The organism is Ruegeria sp. CDSC054 (assembly GCF_059610645.1).
The window spans coordinates 565636-581226 of sequence record NZ_JBXWOA010000002.1; the positions used below are offsets into that span (position 1 = coordinate 565636).

The 15591-nt window shown below is 55.4% G+C and carries 17 protein-coding genes; 13 read left to right on the top strand and 4 right to left on the bottom strand.

What is annotated here, in order from left to right:
• Positions 1-45: 45 nt before the first annotated feature.
• Positions 46-510: an NUDIX hydrolase gene (locus tag AC2FGC_RS06760; RefSeq protein WP_496741248.1), complete on the bottom strand. Its 465-nt coding sequence runs from the start codon at positions 508-510 to the stop codon at positions 46-48.
• Between the two features lie 244 nt (positions 511-754).
• On the opposite strand from AC2FGC_RS06760, the gene AC2FGC_RS06765 reads away from it, so the two are divergent.
• From AC2FGC_RS06765 to AC2FGC_RS06815, 11 genes are all read left to right on the top strand, one after another.
• The gene (locus tag AC2FGC_RS06765; protein WP_496781771.1) at positions 755-1570 is read left to right on the top strand and encodes a DeoR/GlpR family DNA-binding transcription regulator; all 816 of its coding nucleotides are present in this window, start codon (positions 755-757) and stop codon (positions 1568-1570) included.
• A 52-nt stretch (positions 1571-1622) separates the two neighbouring features.
• Complete coding sequence (gene phnD, locus AC2FGC_RS06770) at positions 1623-2597, top strand: phosphate/phosphite/phosphonate ABC transporter substrate-binding protein (protein ID WP_496781773.1); 975 nt, start codon at positions 1623-1625, stop codon at positions 2595-2597.
• A gap of 60 nt (positions 2598-2657) precedes the next feature.
• Positions 2658-3452: a phosphonate ABC transporter ATP-binding protein gene (phnC, locus tag AC2FGC_RS06775; protein ID WP_170560047.1), complete on the top strand. Its 795-nt coding sequence runs from the start codon at positions 2658-2660 to the stop codon at positions 3450-3452.
• The gene (gene phnE / locus AC2FGC_RS06780) at positions 3449-4264 is read left to right on the top strand and encodes a phosphonate ABC transporter, permease protein PhnE (RefSeq protein ID WP_496741242.1); all 816 of its coding nucleotides are present in this window, start codon (positions 3449-3451) and stop codon (positions 4262-4264) included. The genes phnC and phnE (AC2FGC_RS06780) overlap by 4 nt, the downstream gene beginning before the upstream one ends.
• Positions 4264-5079: a phosphonate ABC transporter, permease protein PhnE gene (gene phnE, locus AC2FGC_RS06785; RefSeq protein WP_496741240.1), complete on the top strand. Its 816-nt coding sequence runs from the start codon at positions 4264-4266 to the stop codon at positions 5077-5079. The genes phnE (AC2FGC_RS06780) and phnE (AC2FGC_RS06785) overlap by 1 nt, the downstream gene beginning before the upstream one ends.
• On the top strand, positions 5043-5981 hold the full coding sequence (locus tag AC2FGC_RS06790; protein ID WP_496781775.1) for an HAD-IIA family hydrolase: 939 nt from the start codon (positions 5043-5045) through the stop codon (positions 5979-5981). The genes phnE (AC2FGC_RS06785) and AC2FGC_RS06790 overlap by 37 nt, the downstream gene beginning before the upstream one ends.
• Before the next feature lie 619 nt (positions 5982-6600).
• Positions 6601-6813, top strand: coding sequence for a helix-turn-helix transcriptional regulator (locus AC2FGC_RS06795; RefSeq protein ID WP_496781777.1), 213 nt, complete (start codon positions 6601-6603; stop codon positions 6811-6813).
• Positions 6814-6819: 6 nt separating this feature from the next.
• Positions 6820-7281 carry a hypothetical protein gene (locus tag AC2FGC_RS06800; protein WP_496781779.1) on the top strand — a complete coding sequence of 154 codons (462 nt, stop codon included), beginning with the start codon at positions 6820-6822 and terminating at the stop codon, positions 7279-7281.
• Between the two features lie 178 nt (positions 7282-7459).
• Entirely contained in the window at positions 7460-8032 is a 573-nt protein-coding gene (locus AC2FGC_RS06805; RefSeq protein WP_496781781.1) for a PriCT-2 domain-containing protein, read from the top strand.
• Positions 8022-9461, top strand: a complete 1440-nt coding sequence (locus AC2FGC_RS06810) for an AAA family ATPase (RefSeq protein ID WP_496781783.1) — start codon at positions 8022-8024, stop codon at positions 9459-9461. The genes AC2FGC_RS06805 and AC2FGC_RS06810 overlap by 11 nt, the downstream gene beginning before the upstream one ends.
• A 383-nt stretch (positions 9462-9844) precedes the next feature.
• Positions 9845-10285, top strand: a complete 441-nt coding sequence (locus tag AC2FGC_RS06815; RefSeq protein ID WP_496781785.1) for a hypothetical protein — start codon at positions 9845-9847, stop codon at positions 10283-10285.
• 104 nt (positions 10286-10389) lie between these two features.
• Here AC2FGC_RS06815 and AC2FGC_RS06820 read toward each other — a convergent pair whose 3' ends face one another.
• The 3 genes from AC2FGC_RS06820 to AC2FGC_RS06830 all read right to left on the bottom strand — a co-directional run bounded on the left by AC2FGC_RS06820 (position 10390) and on the right by AC2FGC_RS06830 (position 13815).
• Entirely contained in the window at positions 10390-11625 is a 1236-nt protein-coding gene (locus AC2FGC_RS06820; RefSeq protein WP_496781787.1) for a tyrosine-type recombinase/integrase, read from the bottom strand.
• Between the two features lie 350 nt (positions 11626-11975).
• The gene (locus AC2FGC_RS06825; protein WP_496725482.1) at positions 11976-12479 is read right to left on the bottom strand and encodes a hypothetical protein; all 504 of its coding nucleotides are present in this window, start codon (positions 12477-12479) and stop codon (positions 11976-11978) included.
• A 385-nt stretch (positions 12480-12864) separates the two neighbouring features.
• Positions 12865-13815 (bottom strand): GlxA family transcriptional regulator, encoded by a 951-nt coding sequence (locus AC2FGC_RS06830; protein ID WP_496725481.1) that lies wholly within the window; start codon positions 13813-13815, stop codon positions 12865-12867.
• A gap of 137 nt (positions 13816-13952) precedes the next feature.
• Between AC2FGC_RS06830 and AC2FGC_RS06835 the strand changes: the two genes are divergently transcribed.
• On the top strand, positions 13953-14663 hold the full coding sequence (locus tag AC2FGC_RS06835; RefSeq protein ID WP_496781789.1) for a GntR family transcriptional regulator: 711 nt from the start codon (positions 13953-13955) through the stop codon (positions 14661-14663).
• A 7-nt stretch (positions 14664-14670) separates the two neighbouring features.
• Positions 14671-15588, top strand: a complete 918-nt coding sequence (locus AC2FGC_RS06840; RefSeq protein ID WP_496725479.1) for a dihydrodipicolinate synthase family protein — start codon at positions 14671-14673, stop codon at positions 15586-15588.
• Positions 15589-15591 lie beyond the last annotated feature (3 nt).

Consider the following 15591-nt stretch of genomic DNA (forward strand, 5'->3'; position numbering starts at 1 on the left):
TTGAGCTTAGTACGTCCGGGTTTCCCGGTTCTTTCATGCCCTTCCTCATGCAGCATTTCGAAGTTTCTTTATAACAATTTTGACTTCTGGATCGTCCGTTAGATTATGCAGCAAATCTGACAGGTCTCTTTCTTGAACTAACTTTGCGGCCTTTGCCGGTGAGAACCAATGGCGCGTTCGTTCACCTTCTTCCTTCCAGCGTCGCTTCAACTTTTCGACGACCAGAGGATAAAGGGTAACGCGGCAGCGAACGCTGCTTCGCCCCTCGTATCGTTTATCATAGAAAAAATGACCGATTGGCCGTTGCGATATGGTACCGACTGCGCCTGCTTCTTCTTGAGCTTCTATTTCTGCGGCATGCCAAGGTTTTTTGCCGTCCATTGGCCATCCTTTTGGGATAACCCACCGACCGGTATCCCGCGAAGTGACCATAAGAACGCGCAACTTGCCAGTCTTATCCCAGCGCATCGGAAGCGCCGCAATCTGATCTGCCGTTTCGCTGTCGCCCATGCCACCCCTCAATGCCAAACGATCAAGAACCAAAAGGAAGCTGTCTGAATGGCAGGTTGGCCGGTTAACGCTTTGCCTTGGCTCGTATTCTGAATTTGATCAACCTGTGCATCTTCGCTTTGCGCTTCGAATTACTTGTGTTCGCTCGAATTCTCACAACTTTCTGAGGGTTATGCAACAAAAAATATTGCAATATGACCGAAAGCCCACAAAAGTAGGTTGCGAAGCCTAGTCGGGTCGTCGGATGTCCAAAACAAAAACGCGCGGCAAAATGTCTGAAAAGAACCAGAGCCGGGTAAAGAAGTCCGACCGGCGCCAACAGATATTGTTGGAGCTGAAGCTGCGCCCGCACGTTCGCATCACCGAACTGGCACAGCGGTTCAACGTCTCCAACGAAACGGTACGTAGAGATTTCGATGCTCTGTCGAACGACGGGTTGATAGCCCGGGCACACGGGGGGGCATCAGCCGCTGCGCAAGGGCACTATCCGGGTTTGGATGAACGAACAAACGCTCAGGTTGAGGAACGCGAACGGATAGGTGCCATTGCTGCAGAACTGATCCAGAGCGGTGAAACGGTCATGATTGATTCCGGCTCGACCACAATCGAAATGGCACGTGCACTGGCTTATATTGGTACGCCTTGCACGGTAATTACCAATTCCATTCCCGTAGCTATGACCCTTGGCCATGGGGCTGCACAAGTCCTGTTATGCCCAGGGGAATATTTGGCAACTGAGTCTGCAACTATCGGAACCGAGACGCTGGAATTTCTTTCCCGTTTCAACGTCGACAGGTGCATGATCGGTGCCTCTGGGTTGTCGACAGAAGGTCCTTCAGAAACAGTGCGGGGCTTTGCGGCAGTAAAAACGGTGATGCTGACGCGTGCCGAGAAACGGCACCTTCTGGTTGATTCCGGGAAATTCGGCCGGAAAGGCTTGTCTCAAGTAGGAGACCTTAACGACTTGGATTCCATAGTCACCGACAAAAAACCAACAGGAGAATTGCGTAACGCTATTGAGGGCGCCGAGGTCGACGTTCTTGTCGCCGGGTTGACATAAAATGATTGATTAACAGCGGACAAAAAGCACCGCACATGACTGGGAGGAAAACATGAAGATCGATATCAAACTATTGCTTGGGGCATCTGCAATCGCACTCATGTCGATGAGTGGAATAGCGTCGGCGCAGGATTGTCCACGCGGTGACTTGGACGAGCGTTTTTGTGATGCCGACGGGGATTTGATCGCGGATATCCCTACAGACCCTTCCGAGCAAATAGATCCAGACACCTTGATCTTTGCTTACACGCCGGTTGAAGACCCGGCCGTATACAAAACTGCGTGGTCAGACTTTCTCGACCATTTGAAAGCAGAAACGGGCAAGGAAGTTGTCTTTTTCCCAGTCCAGAACAACGCAGCCCAGATCGAGGCGATGCGCTCAGGGCGCCTGCATATTGCGGGATTCAACACCGGCTCCAACCCACTTGCGGTAAACTGCGCAGGGTTCCGTCCATTCACAATAATGGCTTCGAAGGACGGTAATTTTGGTTACGAGATGGAAATCATCACCTATCCGGGTTCGGGTATCGAAAAGGTTGAAGACATCAAGGGAAAGCAACTGGCTTTTACATCCCCTACATCGAACTCGGGATTCAAGGCGCCTTCCGCGATCCTGAAAAGCGACTTTGATCTTCTGCCCGAACGCGATTTTGAGCCTGTCTATTCGGGCAAGCATGACAACTCGATCCTAGGTGTTGCCAACAAAGACTACTTAGCGGCTTCAATTGCGAACTCGGTAAAATCGCGAATGATTTCGCGCGATGTGATCAACGAAGATGACGTCATCACGATCTACAAATCGCAGACTTTCCCAACAACTGGATTTGGCACTGTTTACAATCTGACACCCGAGTTGCAGGAGAAAATCCGCAATGCCTTCTTCAGCTTCGACTGGGAGGGCACGACACTTGAGGCTGAGTTTTCAAAGTCGAACGAAGGCCAATTTCTTGAAATGACCTACCAGGAATTCTGGGACGTCATTCGCAAGATTGATGCAGCAAATGGCGTTTCCTACGCCTGTCAGTGATACTCCAATAATCAGGCGGGCCTCAACGGGCCCGCTGTCCACCCTAATCTGGGGCAATTCATGCTGCGTCTTCAAAAGCTGACGAAAACATACAAGACCGGGGATCAGGCTTTGAAAGCTATTGATCTTGAGGTGCCTAAGGGACAGGTTCTTGCGTTGATTGGGCCCTCGGGCGCGGGCAAATCGACCATGATCCGTTGCATAAACCGCTTGGTTGAACCCACAAGCGGCGGCGTCCTTCTGGATGACGTGGACCTGACCAAGCTCGGCTCAGGTGCGCTGCGGAAAGCACGTCGTGAAATGGGTATGATCTTTCAGGAATATGCCCTGGTCGAACGCCTGACGGTAATGGAAAACGTGTTGTCCGGCAGGTTGGGTTACGTCGGGTTCTGGCGCAGCTTTCTGCGGCGGTATCCCCAGCCAGATGTAGATGAGGCCTTCCGATTGCTTGATCGGGTTGGCCTGTTACACATGGCGGATAAACGGGCAGATGAACTGTCGGGTGGTCAACGCCAAAGGGTTGGTATTTGCCGCGCCTTGATTCAAAACCCGAAACTGTTGCTGGTTGATGAGCCAACTGCGTCGCTGGACCCAAAGACCAGCCGTCAGATAATGCGGCTAATCACTGAGCTGTGTCAGGAGCGCGGATTGGCGGCGATCATCAATATCCATGACGTGGCACTCGCCCAAATGTTTGTTCCTCGCGTCGTCGGTCTCCGCTTTGGCGAAATTGTATATGATGGCCTTCCGACAGGCCTCACCCCCGAGAAGCTGACCGAAATTTATGGGGAGGAAGACTGGGAAGCGACAATCGAAAAAGTGGACGAAGATGAAGATGTCGAGGCTGCAGAATGAGCCATCAAGAATTGGACGACATGTTGGGAAAGGGCTGGCGTAAGCCTGCCTTTGTCAAAAACCCACTGCTCCGGTGGGCATTGTTTCTTGGGTTTTTCGCCTATCTGATAGCGGCTTTCATGACCATCGAAGTTGATTGGGGCCGCGTCTATGAAGGGTTGGACAGGGGTTGGGCGTTTGTGCTTGCATTTACCAGCCCGGACTTCGTTTCGCGGTGGTCAGACATTTGGAGCGGTCTGCTCGAGAGTATCATTATGACCGTGGCTGCGTCGGTCGTGGGTATCGTGATTTCGATCCCAATTGGTCTGGGGGCCGCACGCAATATTGCCCCCTTGCCAATCTACATGATTTGCCGGGGCATTGTCGCGATAAGTAGGGCGTTGCAAGAGATTATCGTGGCGATTTTGCTAGTGGCTATCTTCGGCTTTGGTCCGCTGGCAGGGTTTCTAACACTCTCTTTCGCGACCATTGGGTTTCTCTCAAAACTCTTGGCCGAAGATATCGAGGCGATGGACAAGGTTCAGGCCGAGGCGATCAAGGCCTCCGGCGCACGTTGGCCGCAATGGATCAATTATGGAGTTCAGCCTCAGGTGATGCCGCGACTTGTAGGGCTTTCTATGTACCGGATCGACATAAATTTCCGAGAAAGCGCAATTCTTGGTCTCGTGGGCGCTGGCGGTATTGGTGCGACACTGAACACTGCGTTTGATCGCTATGAATACGACACGGCTGCGGCCATTCTGACCCTTATCATCGGGATCGTCATGGCTCTTGAATACCTTTCGGGAGTTATCCGGGCGAGGGTTCAGTAATGCCGGTACTTGAACGCGACGATACGCAAATCTGGCGCCGGCGGACGACCGGTCAGAGTTTGGTTCGATGGTTCGGTTGGCTGTTGGGGGTAGCGATCTTCGTCTATTGCTGGCAGCTCATCTCGGAGTCGACGACGTGGTTTTTCGTTTGGGACGCACCCCGCATTGCCAACGATATCTGGACCCGTGCAACGCCTCCGAAATGGGACTACATCACTCAGCTGGGCCGCCCGATTTGGGACACCTTGAACATAGCTACACTGGGTACAATCATTGCCTTGTGCCTGGCTGTGCCGGTAGCCTTTCTTGCAGCCCGCAACACCACACCGTCGGCCCTGTTCATACGGCCCGTAGCGCTGCTGGTCATTGTCTCTACCCGCTCAATCAACTCGCTAATCTGGGCGCTGCTTTTGATTGCAATTATTGGACCTGGCGTCTTTGCCGGTGTTGTAGCAATCGCCATCCGTTCAATAGGGTTTTGCGCAAAGCTTCTTTATGAAGCCATAGAAGAAATCGATCGCACGCAGGTCGAGGCGATCACGGCAACCGGTGCGTCGCGCTGGCAGGTCATGGCATACGGGATCGTTCCGCAAATCCTACCAGCTTTCGCAGGCATTGCTGTCTTCCGTTGGGATATCAACATCCGCGAATCCACTGTCTTGGGGCTGGTTGGTGCCGGGGGGATAGGGTTGCAACTTTCAGCTTCGCTAAATGTTCTGGCTTGGCCCCAAGTTAGTCTGATCCTGATTGTAATTCTGGTCGCGGTTATGATAAGCGAATGGGTTTCGGCGAAAGTAAGAGGGGCCATCATTTGACTGGTTTCTCTGCGCAAGAGGCTTTTGAGGCCTACGAGGCTGTAAGACATCGCCTTCCGCAACCCAGATCTACTGAAGTGAGCTATCATCAGGCGGACACGCTGGAGGATATCGCTCACGAGTTTGACGTGTTCCTCCTCGATGCCTTCGGGGTTCTCAATATTGGTGATACGGCAATCCCAGGTACACCAGATCGGGTCAGGTCGCTGACAGCCGCCGGCAAACGTGTTCTGGTCGTATCGAATGCTGCAGGGTTTCCCCACACAACTCTTATCGAGAAATACTATGGGCTTGGCTACAACTTCGCGCCACAAGACGTGATCACCAGTCGGGCCACGTTGTTGTCTGAGCTAAATGGCCAAAATGAGTTACATTGGGGATTGATGGCAACTCCAAGTGCCGGCCTTCGCGATCTGGAGGAGTTGAATCTATCCTACCTGGAGGATGACCCGAAGCCCTACGAAACCGTCGACGGATTTTTGATGATTGGGTCAGCTGTTTGGAATGAAACGCGACAAGCCATGTTAGAGGCCGCTTTGCTGGAGCGTCCCCGCCCGGTATTGGTGGGTAATCCTGACATTGTCGCTCCGCGCGAGTACGGTTTCTCCAAAGAACCCGGTCTTTACGCGCACCGGCTAGCAGACCGGACAGGCGTCACCCCTCAGTTCTTTGGAAAACCTTTCGCCAACATCTATGATCTTGCATTCAGCCGCCTGGGGCACATCGACAAGTCCCGGGTTCTGATGGTTGGCGACAGCCTGCACACCGACATTCTAGGTGCACGAAATGCAGGCATAGCTTCCGCGCTCATCTCTGGATTCGGTTTCTTCGCAGGGCATGATGTTGAAGCAGCGATCATGAAGGCAGGGATAGTACCGAACTTTGTTTTAAACCGGCCTTGATATTAGGGCGTTCCGCTTGGATACGTCTTTCTGTTAACTCGAATGTCGGGTGAACCTGCGCTGCGAACATGCCGACCATGTGAACGAAGCGCCGCGTGTGAACGGCAGCTTTGGAGAACCCTCCGCAACAAATGAATTCTGAACTCATGTCCGGCTTGGGCCGCATTCCGAACTATGCAAAGCCCGCTTTCTGCGCATAGCCGTCGTCGGTTGATCGCGCCGCATCGTTCACTGAGGGCTCCATGCGGTCACAAGATGCCCTTATTTCGATGTCCGCTATGTAGCGGACCGCTGCCGTAAAAGATCTTTTCATCTAAAGAACTGTCACCAAATCTCGCCTTCTAAAGCTACCACTCTTCGGTCTCCAATCGGAACCTTTCCGCGAGAGTAGGATCAATTTCTGCGAGGAATTTCCGTGTCTAGCGCGCCCGGGTGCGCTCTATTTTGCATGTTGCAATTAAAACGCCGCCAATGGTGACTCTTGGTTCGTTGACGACACCATTTGCTTCCGCTATGCAATATGCATAGCTTGTATGAGGCCAATCGGCACCCTCACCTACCCTGAAAATATGGGGGTGCAGTGTGCTGAGATTGTCTGCTCTCCCAAGAGGAGAAGACAATGCCAATACACCCGGACCACCTCTACGCCGACCACGATGTTGCTGCGTTTTGCGGCGTGTCGGTTCATTCCGTCCGGCGCTGGCGCGCAAACCGCACAGGTCCGCTGTACGTCCGCATCGGAGAACGCAAAATCCGGTACCGCGGCGCAGACATTCTGCGTTGGGCGGACGGACTGCCAACCGGCGATGTAGTTGAACATCACGTGGCCTGATCGGAGATGAAGCAGCTACCTAAAGGTCCTGTTTGGGACGCCGCGAAGGTTGAGAAGAACTGGTGCGTAGCGGCCGTCACGACCACGAACAGTAAGGTGCCCGTGAATGCGCAGGTCGGATTGCCAGCGGATCGCGAGCGCGTGGCCATCCTCAACCAAGAGGCCGCCGCAAAGAAGGCCAATGGCCTAAACCGTCGTATCAACGAAATCAACGCCCGCATCGACAGGGTCAACGCCGGGCGGGAGGAGGCGGATCGCTTCGATCCCGTCGTTCGGTTCGGGATCGGCTACCTGCCACGCGAGGACAGCGCCATGGTCGTCATGGACTTCGACAAGGTCCGCGACCCGGAGACTGGCGAGATCACCGCAGACTGGCTCGGGCCGGTGCTGGAGGCGCCTGAAAGCTACAAAGAGGTCAGTTACCTCCGGCACCGGCCTTCACGTCCTCAGCGCCCGCGCAAAGGGTGACAATGGCACCCGGGAGCGGAACGGCGCAGGGCTCTATGGCAGCAATGCCCGCTTCATCCTGTTGACGTTCAACCACGTACCGGGAACGCCCACCTGCATCAACGGCGCGGCCGAGACCCGTAGGGTGGTCTCAAGCCGTGTAGAGGTGAAATCAAACGAGGCGCGACAGGGGTTGCGGATGGCTCTGCCCGAAGACCTGTACGATTTGACGGCGATCCCCGACATTCTGGCGATTTTGCCTAACCCGGCACTGGGACGGGATGAGTGGGTGAGAATGGCGCACGCCTGCTGGGCGGCGGCCGCCGAAGCTGATCCCGCGACCGCAATCAGCATCGAGCAGGCGTTCTACGAATGGTCAGCGCTGGGTCGAGCACATGGAGTTGGCCGCAAGGATGGATCGAGCCCTGCACGGCTCTGGAACAGCATTCACGATGTCCGGGAAATCGGGCCCGGAACCTTCTTCTACATCGCGCGCGAGTTGGGATGGTCGCCGCATCGTAACGCGGTGATCTGCAATCCGCGCGCCGAAATGGTCGCCCTGATGGATGCCGCCTTCGACGGCGACGTAGAGGCCCTGCAAAGGATCGCACGGTTCATCTGCAACGGCTACCGTTACGACACCGCCTTCGTGCTTATCAATGCCATGGCCCAGTTCGGCGGGATTGATGCCCGCGAAATGCTCCACTACGAAACCGACCGTGCCCATAAGATCGCGGCCGACACGTTCCGGGAGGTGCAATTTGGGCTTTGAGGATCGTAACGACAGAACAAAACAGGCAGATTTCAAGCGAACCGCGAAGAAAATTGTCACTTCAGCCAAGGGCGTTGCATCCGTCATACAGGACAAGGCTGCCGAGTACGGCTACACGGTCGTGCGCAAGAACGGGCATTGGGTGTTCGGGGCCAAGGGGCTGGAGGATGTAAGTATCGTCGTAGAGGATGAGCCGGTGCAGGTCGCGCCCGAGGACTGGAAAGTGGCCGCCTTGGTGACCGCCGCCGAAGGCGTAATCGATCTGTCCAACCTTTTCGTTACCAAACGCGACCTACTGCTCGGTAACATCATCGCCCGCCAGAAACTCTGCATCATGGGAGCGGTCTCCGGCATCGGCAAGAGCACGATCTGCATCGCGCTTGCCATGGCTACCGCAGCCGGTCGGAAGAGGTTCGGGATCGAGTTACATGAGGGCGCGCTCCACGTCGGATACATCAGCACCGAGGATGAGACCGAAGAGGTCAGGCGTCTCGTCGCGGCAACGTCGAAAGCCCACAATTGGCGCAAGGCTGACATCGAGGATCGGCTCAGCGTCTTCGGGTATGACAAGCTCCCCAACTGGTTCAAGCTTATCGGGGTGGACTCGAAAACGCGCCAACCCGAAATCGACGAAGACGCAATTTCGTGGATCAAGGAAGTCGTCCGCGCCAATCAGATGGACCTCCTCATGATAGATCCTCTCTTCGGCTTGTCAGGTGGTTTCGAACTCTCGCCTCAGATGATGAACATGATCGCCAACGCTCTGAAGTCCGTCGCGCAAGAACTAAACATGGCCATTTTGCTTGTGCACCACATGCGAAAGGGATCGAACTCCGCAGCACCCAATCCCGAGGATATCAGCGGCGGCCTGCCGCTCGTAAATGCATCCCGAGCAACCGTCACCCTCCGACGCCTGACGAACGACGAGGCTCAGAAGTGGCATGTGGAAGAGAAGGATCGGAAGGTGATCCGCGTTCTGGATACCGGAAAGGTCAGCCTCGGACCGGATGGCGGGCGGTTTTTCTTCCGGATCGAACCAGTGCAACTTACGGACCACAAGACCGGGGAATCCTTCGAGATACAGGCCGCAGCCGAATGGTGGCCGCCGCAGACCACTTCAGGCTTCCACATGTCGCTCTGGCCCGGCGTCGTCGAGAGGATCGATGCCGAGGAAATCGTACTGTTCGCGGAAACGACAAAGAAGAATACCACAGCACCGACACTCTCGCAGATCGTGCAGGAGGTCTGCAATGAGGCGTTCGCCGAAGACGGCGGGGTGAAACACGATGCCAAAAGCTTCGAGAAGGCCATCCGGGAGCGGGGTTTGGTCATCATGGAAAAGAAGCCAAACCCCAGAGCACAGAACAAGATCCGGAAGGTTCAAGCTGCCGTTGTTTCGGATGCTGGAAGAGAACAAATCAGCCTGTGAGAGGGAGCAGAAATTGGCGATACTACCATCGTCCTACCCCTATAGAAAAATGATGATGGTAGTTCGTCGATCAGCTCTACGGCCTATACAAGGGTGGAGGTGTGCCTTCAGCGCACACCACACCCCGCTCGCCCTCGGTTCCGTACCATCAGTTCCACCAATGTACGATCATTGATGGGCATGATGGTAAAGGGGCAGAAACCATCGAAGGAGAGCCAACTCACGCCGAGGCGCAGATTGAGCCTCTTTTGGCGAATACGCACATAAACTATCAAAAAGTCAGGCTTCATCTGCTTTAATGCACCTACAATGGGTGATTTTGACGAAGTAAAAGATAGGCAAGCCCCTAATATTTCTTGTGAAGCAGCGACGAGAGGAGAAGCATGGCGCTGGCGACCAATCCCCAGGTTCGGGCACGACAACTGGCCAATTTGCGCCCAGTCAGCCGCGATCCGGAACTGGCTCGTGAGATGGCCCGCAGGCACGGTTTCGGGAGCGGAAAGCACAAGCGATGCGGCGCCACTAAAATGGACGGCACCCCCTGCCGGGGCTGGGCCATGTACGGCACGTCGAGGTGCATCAAGCACGGGGCACGGAGACTGGCGGGAAAGCCAAGCCCCAACCGTGCAGCGCGCGCAGCCCGCGAGTGGCTTATTGGGAATCGACCACCGCCGGACCTAGTGCGAACGCCCGAATGGCTGGCCACCGATACGATGGGCGTTACGAACGGCCTTATCCGAAAGGCCGCCCTAGTGGCTGCTTGGGCCAAGGCTCAGGAGGGTGATTGGACGGCGTGGCGGAAACTAACGCGAGCGTATATCTAGCTTGGCAGCGGACCTGTAGCCGCGCTTAACAAGGCAAAGCGACACAGGTGGGAGCCCCTATCAGACGGCTCCAAGGTAACCGATCTTCGCGGATCATCTCAGCTTCAGCACAAAACGCCAATGTGCTCTTCCCAAATTCCCTGCGCTTCAACACGGCGGTCGAGGATTGAGGATTTGTCATATGTGCCCGCTAGACCGGGGCGTTTGTGTCCGATCATGCGTTCGGCAGTATCAAAGTCGATCCCAAGTTCAGTTAAGCCAGTGCGATATGTGCGCCGCAAACCGTGGATACTGAGGCGGTCGTCGCCGTATGCCATACGGATCGGGATAATCCGCTTAGACCAGCCAGACATAGCAGAATTTGGCTTGCGAGCGCTGGGAAAGATTAGTGTGTCGGTCTTGCCTGGTTTTGCCCCAGTCAGTTTGGCGAGATCTATCAGCAATGCCCTAGACAGGTGGGCGAGAGGAGCAGCGTGTGCATTGCCTGTCTTGGTTCGCCCTGCGGGCAGGTTCCACACTGAAATTTCTTTGTCGAGCTCTGCCCAGCGCATGTATGCGATTTCGTTGCGGCGTTGACCCGTCAAAAGGGCGAAACGCAGAAATGCTTGGAAGACCGGGTCGCGGGAGGCGCTGAGGGCTTTTAGGAAACGGTGAATTTGGTCCGGCTCATTCATGGTCCATTGATCATATGTCAGGCGTTGCGCACGCGTTGGACGGGGTCTGCGGTATCCTGCAAGGGGGGAGGCTAGGAGGTGTCCCTTATCCGCGGCGAAATTAAGGAAGCCGGTGGTGTTCTTGCGGAAGTACCCGGCAGCGCCGGGTCGACCGGAATGCTCGATGCGGTCGATGATCGTGGTCAGTTCGAGCCGTGTCAGATCACCGATGGGCCGGGTGCGGTGCGGGTGAAGGTTCGCACGCAGCGACTGCATCATGTCTTTGGTGCGGACAATCTGGCGTGTAACTAGGTCCTGTTCGTAAAGGTCCAGAAGCTCAGCCGTGAGGATCGCACCAATTTGTGGAACGCGCGGGTCGATTCCTTTGCGCAAATCAAGGGTGTGGGCGCGCGCTAAGTCGCGCGCTCGTCTGAGCGTGATCGCACGGCTGTCGCCAATCTTGATCTGGACACGCTTGGCTGCGCGACCGGTCCCAAGGCGCGAGCGTAAGATGTAAACCTTGGCTTCAGCCCCTACGCGCAATGCAAGGCCAGGGACGTCAGTGTCGTTAATCTCGTATCGTTGATTGCGGGGTGTTGCCGCGCGAACCTTAGCTTCGGTTAGGGTCTGGCGTCGGCTGCGTGGTTTTGGGGCGATCTGGACGATCTTGGGTGTAGAACGGGACATAAGCCAGCTTCCTTAATGGCGACCACATGGCGACCACAACACTAGACAATCATCGCAACATAGCGCAATTCTCTTTAGTAAAAATATATATAATATATATAGTTCTATATATTCAACGCGATCCAGCGTCACTAAGAGCACTCCCTTGGTAAGGGAGAGGTCGAGAGTTCAATTCTCTCCAGCAGCACCATCCAATCTCCACTGCTAAACGCAAGCGCTGCTTTGTTATGAATGTGGAATCTGGTTGTCGCGCTGGTTGCGCCACAAATGCCCGAAACCAGGGCTGTGCGGTTCACGCCCGAAAGCCCGTTTTAGAAATCACCCAGTTTGCGACGGTACCGTTGAATGCGTCAAATGCGCCGTTCCGACGCCGACAATGCACCAGCTAGTGAGCTTTTGATCTCAGACGGGATGTTCCGGCCTTGCTGTTTCATCTTTGCGGCGATCCAGCCCGCAGAATGTCCGCGGCATCCTATTTTGTTCGTGCGCGCAGCGGCCAGAGTTGTCGCCTTATCGCGAGCCAAGGCCATGGAAACCTCAACCTCGGACTCCGGCAGGGCCATTCGAACTGCGCTGAATACATCCATCGAGACCTGCAAAGTCTGACGCTCTAGGCGATGGGCGGCGTTGGTCAGCAGTCGCGTGCAATAAGCCGACAAGAAAAACCAACGGAACACCTGAAAAACCTGACCGTTGGACGCCGCCATATCCGGCGCGCGGTCTGCAACAGCGGTGAGTTCGGAAAAGGCAGCTTCGGCCAATTTGGCCGCATCGCAAATCTGACGCTCGCGACTGGCACGAGAAACCGCGCCGTTGGCGAAGCGGGAGTCAGATTTACCGATTTCCAAGTGCATTGATATCCTCCACCGTCAATTTGTGATGAAGATATAAAATCTGACGGCATCGCCGGCATGGGAATTGCGGTCAGAATTTCCCGATTTGTCGTCTTTTTTGGCCAACTTCAGAGTCTGTCTATACATTTCACCCTATAAGTTGGCCTGTTTTGAGCCATTTGGTCAACTGGTGAACACCGCAAACGTTAATGTTTTAAACAAAAAGCACACATATCTGACACGATCTTGTAATAGTTATGCCCACTTCGATATGTATGAATACTCAATCCTGCTGACCAGTTTACCAGTAAAGTTTTAACGAGGGGGTACGAAGCAGGATCAGGGGGTGAGCGCCTGTTCAGCCAGGCTCGCCTTAGGACAGAGACGCTCCCCCCGTCCTTATCACTTAGTCTATCTTGTTCTTTTGGGCATGTGGCGTCACACCAAAACTCGACCGGTAAACGCGCGAAAAATGTCCCGGATTTTCGAACCCGCAGGCCATTGCCACTTCGGTCACGGATGCTTCGGTCTGCAATAGCAGCTTCTGCGCGCGCTCCAGCCGAAGCTCCATAAAGTACTTCTTGGGCGACGTGTTGAGGTATTTGCCGAACAACCGTTCCAACTGGCGCGTTGAAATCCCCAGACCCCCGGCAATATCAGATGGGGAAACCGGTGCCTCAATGCAGTCCTGCATGATATGAATTGCCTTGGCGAGATGCGCGTTACGCATCCCGTTGCGCGATTGAAGAGACACACGCTGTTTAGCCGTAGCATTGCGCACGGCGTTGTAGACCATCTGGTCAGCAACCGCGATGGACAACTCTTGGCCGTGGTCCCGTTCAATCAGGTGCAACATAAGGTCGGCGGTCGCCGTGCCACCCGAGGCAGTGATGTGCTTTTCATCGGCGACAAAGACGCTGCGCACCAAGTTCACCTCGGGAAAGGCTTCCATAAAGGCATCGTGGTACTCCCAGTGAATGGCGGCCTGCATCCCATCCAGAAACCCTGCCTCGGCAAGCAACCACGCGCCCGAACACAAGGCGCCGATGGCGGTTCCCCGTGCCCGTTCGCGCCGCAGGGTTGCAAGCAAAGGGCGCGAGACATGGTTGCGCATATGAATACCCGACAGCACGAACAGCTGGTTTGTTTTTGGCAGCGCATCCAGTCCACCATGAACCAATGTCACCGACCCGTTGGAACAGACGGCCTGCTTGCTGTGTTCAGACACAAAAGACCACTCATACAGATTTTCACCACTGACGAGGTTGGCAATGCGCAGCGGCTCGACCGCGCAGGAAAAGGCGAGGTGTGAGAATTCCTCGATCAGGATGAAAGTGATGTGACGGGGTTGGCGCATAGACGTCCGATTCAGTTTGACGTGGTCGACGGCCTATGCTGCACGATTCTTTTCTGTATACAACTTGTATTTTATTGGAATACAGAGAATGAACGAAATGGCCGGCACGATTCGCGCAGCGACTGTTGGAGGAACGGATGAAAGACGACGCCAAGTCCCGTAAGGCAGAGTTGATGGAGCACCTGAAGGTGTCGATCCTGACGCTGCGCCTGCAACCAGGCACAGATCTGGACGAGGCGCATCTTTCCGACGCTTTCGGCTTGTCCCGGACACCGTTGCGCGAAGTGTTCCGGCAACTGGCGGGCGAAGGCTATCTGGACTTGCGCACCAACCGCAGTGCCCGGGTGTCCGAGATGTCTTATACCACCCTGCGTGACTTCTTTCTGGCGGCACCCATGGTCTATGGCGCAGTTTTGCGACTTGCCGCGCAGAACGCCACGCGGACGCAGATCAACGACCTGAAAGACGCGCAACAGGCGTTCAAGGCCGCTTTGCAATCCGGATCCGCCGAAGATCGGGCATTGGCCAATAACCGCTTTCATGATGTGACCGGAGAGATGTCAGACAATGTCTACTTGCGGCCATCATTCAACCGGTTGCTGATCGACCATGCCCGGATCGGGATGACCTTCTATAGACCCCAATCCGCGCACAAGACCGAAAACCTGTCCGAGGCAAGTCGCCAGCATGACGCCATCATCGCCGCCATCGAGGCGGGCGATGAGGCGGCTGCTGCGCAGCTGGCCGAGGACCACTGGAACCTGTCACGCGACCAAATCGAACTGTTCGTGATGCCTGCTGCGCTGGATATCCCGATGGGTATCCCGCCCCTTTCGAAACCTGCATGAGGACGGAATGAACCCGATTTTCAGATTTGAGGGGATCTATACCCCGGTGGTCACGCCCTATCACCAAGATGGCCGCGTGAACTGGGATGCCCTGTCCCACGTGATCGAATACCTGATCGAGAATGGTGTGCACGGGCTGATCTCGGGCGGGTCAACGGGTGAAAACTATGCCCAGACCGTCGAAGAACGGCTGGAACTGGCGTCGTTCACGCATAAGCAGTTGAAAGGCCGGTTGCCTCTGGTTGTCGGAACTGGAGCGATGCTGACGCCGGATTCCATCGCGCTGGCCTCGGGCGCGCGTGAGATTGGCGCAGACGCGATCCTGCTGGCCAGCCCACCCTATTCTGTGCCGACCGATCGGGAAAACGCCCTGAACGCGCTGGCTATCGACAAGGCCGCTGACTTGCCGGTGATGTTGTACAACTACCCGCACCGCACCGGTACAATGATGGGGGAAGAATTCCTTGACCGCGTGGGGCGCAGCCGAAACTTCTGCGGCATCAAGGAAAGCTCAGGGGATATCAACCGGGTGCATTTGTTGGCGCGGGATTACCCGCATATCCAGCTTGGCTGCGGCATGGATGATCAGGCGCTGGAATTCTTCGCCTGGGGCGCACCGTTCTGGGTCTGCGGTGGGTCGAACTTCCTGCCAGCCGAACATGTGGCACTATATCAAGCCTGCGTTGTCGAAGGGAACTTCGCAAAGGGCCGCCGCATCATGTCCGCCATGATGCCGTTGATGCGGGTGCTGGAACAGGGCGGCAAGTTCATCCAGACCATCAAGCATGGCGTCACCATGAACGGGATCAACGCAGGCTCGATGCGGCCCCCGCTTAAGGGGCTGAACAAGGATGACAAACGCGCTTTGGAACAGGTGACGCGCGTGCTGAAGAAAACAATCGCAGATATCGTGGCGGAGGGCTAAGGC

What these genes read in the sequence shown, in the direction of transcription:
- AC2FGC_RS06760 (WP_496741248.1), bottom strand. Translation starts at nt 510, where the DNA reads ATGGGCGACAGCGAAACGGCAGATCAGATTGCGGCGCTTCCGATGCGC.
- AC2FGC_RS06765 (WP_496781771.1), top strand. Translation starts at nt 755, where the DNA reads ATGTCCAAAACAAAAACGCGCGGCAAAATGTCTGAAAAGAACCAGAGC.
- phnD (WP_496781773.1), top strand. Translation starts at nt 1,623, where the DNA reads ATGAAGATCGATATCAAACTATTGCTTGGGGCATCTGCAATCGCACTC.
- phnC (WP_170560047.1), top strand. Translation starts at nt 2,658, where the DNA reads ATGCTGCGTCTTCAAAAGCTGACGAAAACATACAAGACCGGGGATCAG.
- phnE (WP_496741242.1), top strand. Translation starts at nt 3,449, where the DNA reads ATGAGCCATCAAGAATTGGACGACATGTTGGGAAAGGGCTGGCGTAAG.
- phnE (WP_496741240.1), top strand. Translation starts at nt 4,264, where the DNA reads ATGCCGGTACTTGAACGCGACGATACGCAAATCTGGCGCCGGCGGACG.
- AC2FGC_RS06790 (WP_496781775.1), top strand. Translation starts at nt 5,043, where the DNA reads ATGGGTTTCGGCGAAAGTAAGAGGGGCCATCATTTGACTGGTTTCTCT.
- AC2FGC_RS06795 (WP_496781777.1), top strand. Translation starts at nt 6,601, where the DNA reads ATGCCAATACACCCGGACCACCTCTACGCCGACCACGATGTTGCTGCG.
- AC2FGC_RS06800 (WP_496781779.1), top strand. Translation starts at nt 6,820, where the DNA reads ATGAAGCAGCTACCTAAAGGTCCTGTTTGGGACGCCGCGAAGGTTGAG.
- AC2FGC_RS06805 (WP_496781781.1), top strand. Translation starts at nt 7,460, where the DNA reads ATGGCTCTGCCCGAAGACCTGTACGATTTGACGGCGATCCCCGACATT.
- AC2FGC_RS06815 (WP_496781785.1), top strand. Translation starts at nt 9,845, where the DNA reads ATGGCGCTGGCGACCAATCCCCAGGTTCGGGCACGACAACTGGCCAAT.
- AC2FGC_RS06820 (WP_496781787.1), bottom strand. Translation starts at nt 11,625, where the DNA reads ATGTCCCGTTCTACACCCAAGATCGTCCAGATCGCCCCAAAACCACGC.
- AC2FGC_RS06825 (WP_496725482.1), bottom strand. Translation starts at nt 12,479, where the DNA reads ATGCACTTGGAAATCGGTAAATCTGACTCCCGCTTCGCCAACGGCGCG.
- AC2FGC_RS06830 (WP_496725481.1), bottom strand. Translation starts at nt 13,815, where the DNA reads ATGCGCCAACCCCGTCACATCACTTTCATCCTGATCGAGGAATTCTCA.
- AC2FGC_RS06835 (WP_496781789.1), top strand. Translation starts at nt 13,953, where the DNA reads ATGAAAGACGACGCCAAGTCCCGTAAGGCAGAGTTGATGGAGCACCTG.
- AC2FGC_RS06840 (WP_496725479.1), top strand. Translation starts at nt 14,671, where the DNA reads ATGAACCCGATTTTCAGATTTGAGGGGATCTATACCCCGGTGGTCACG.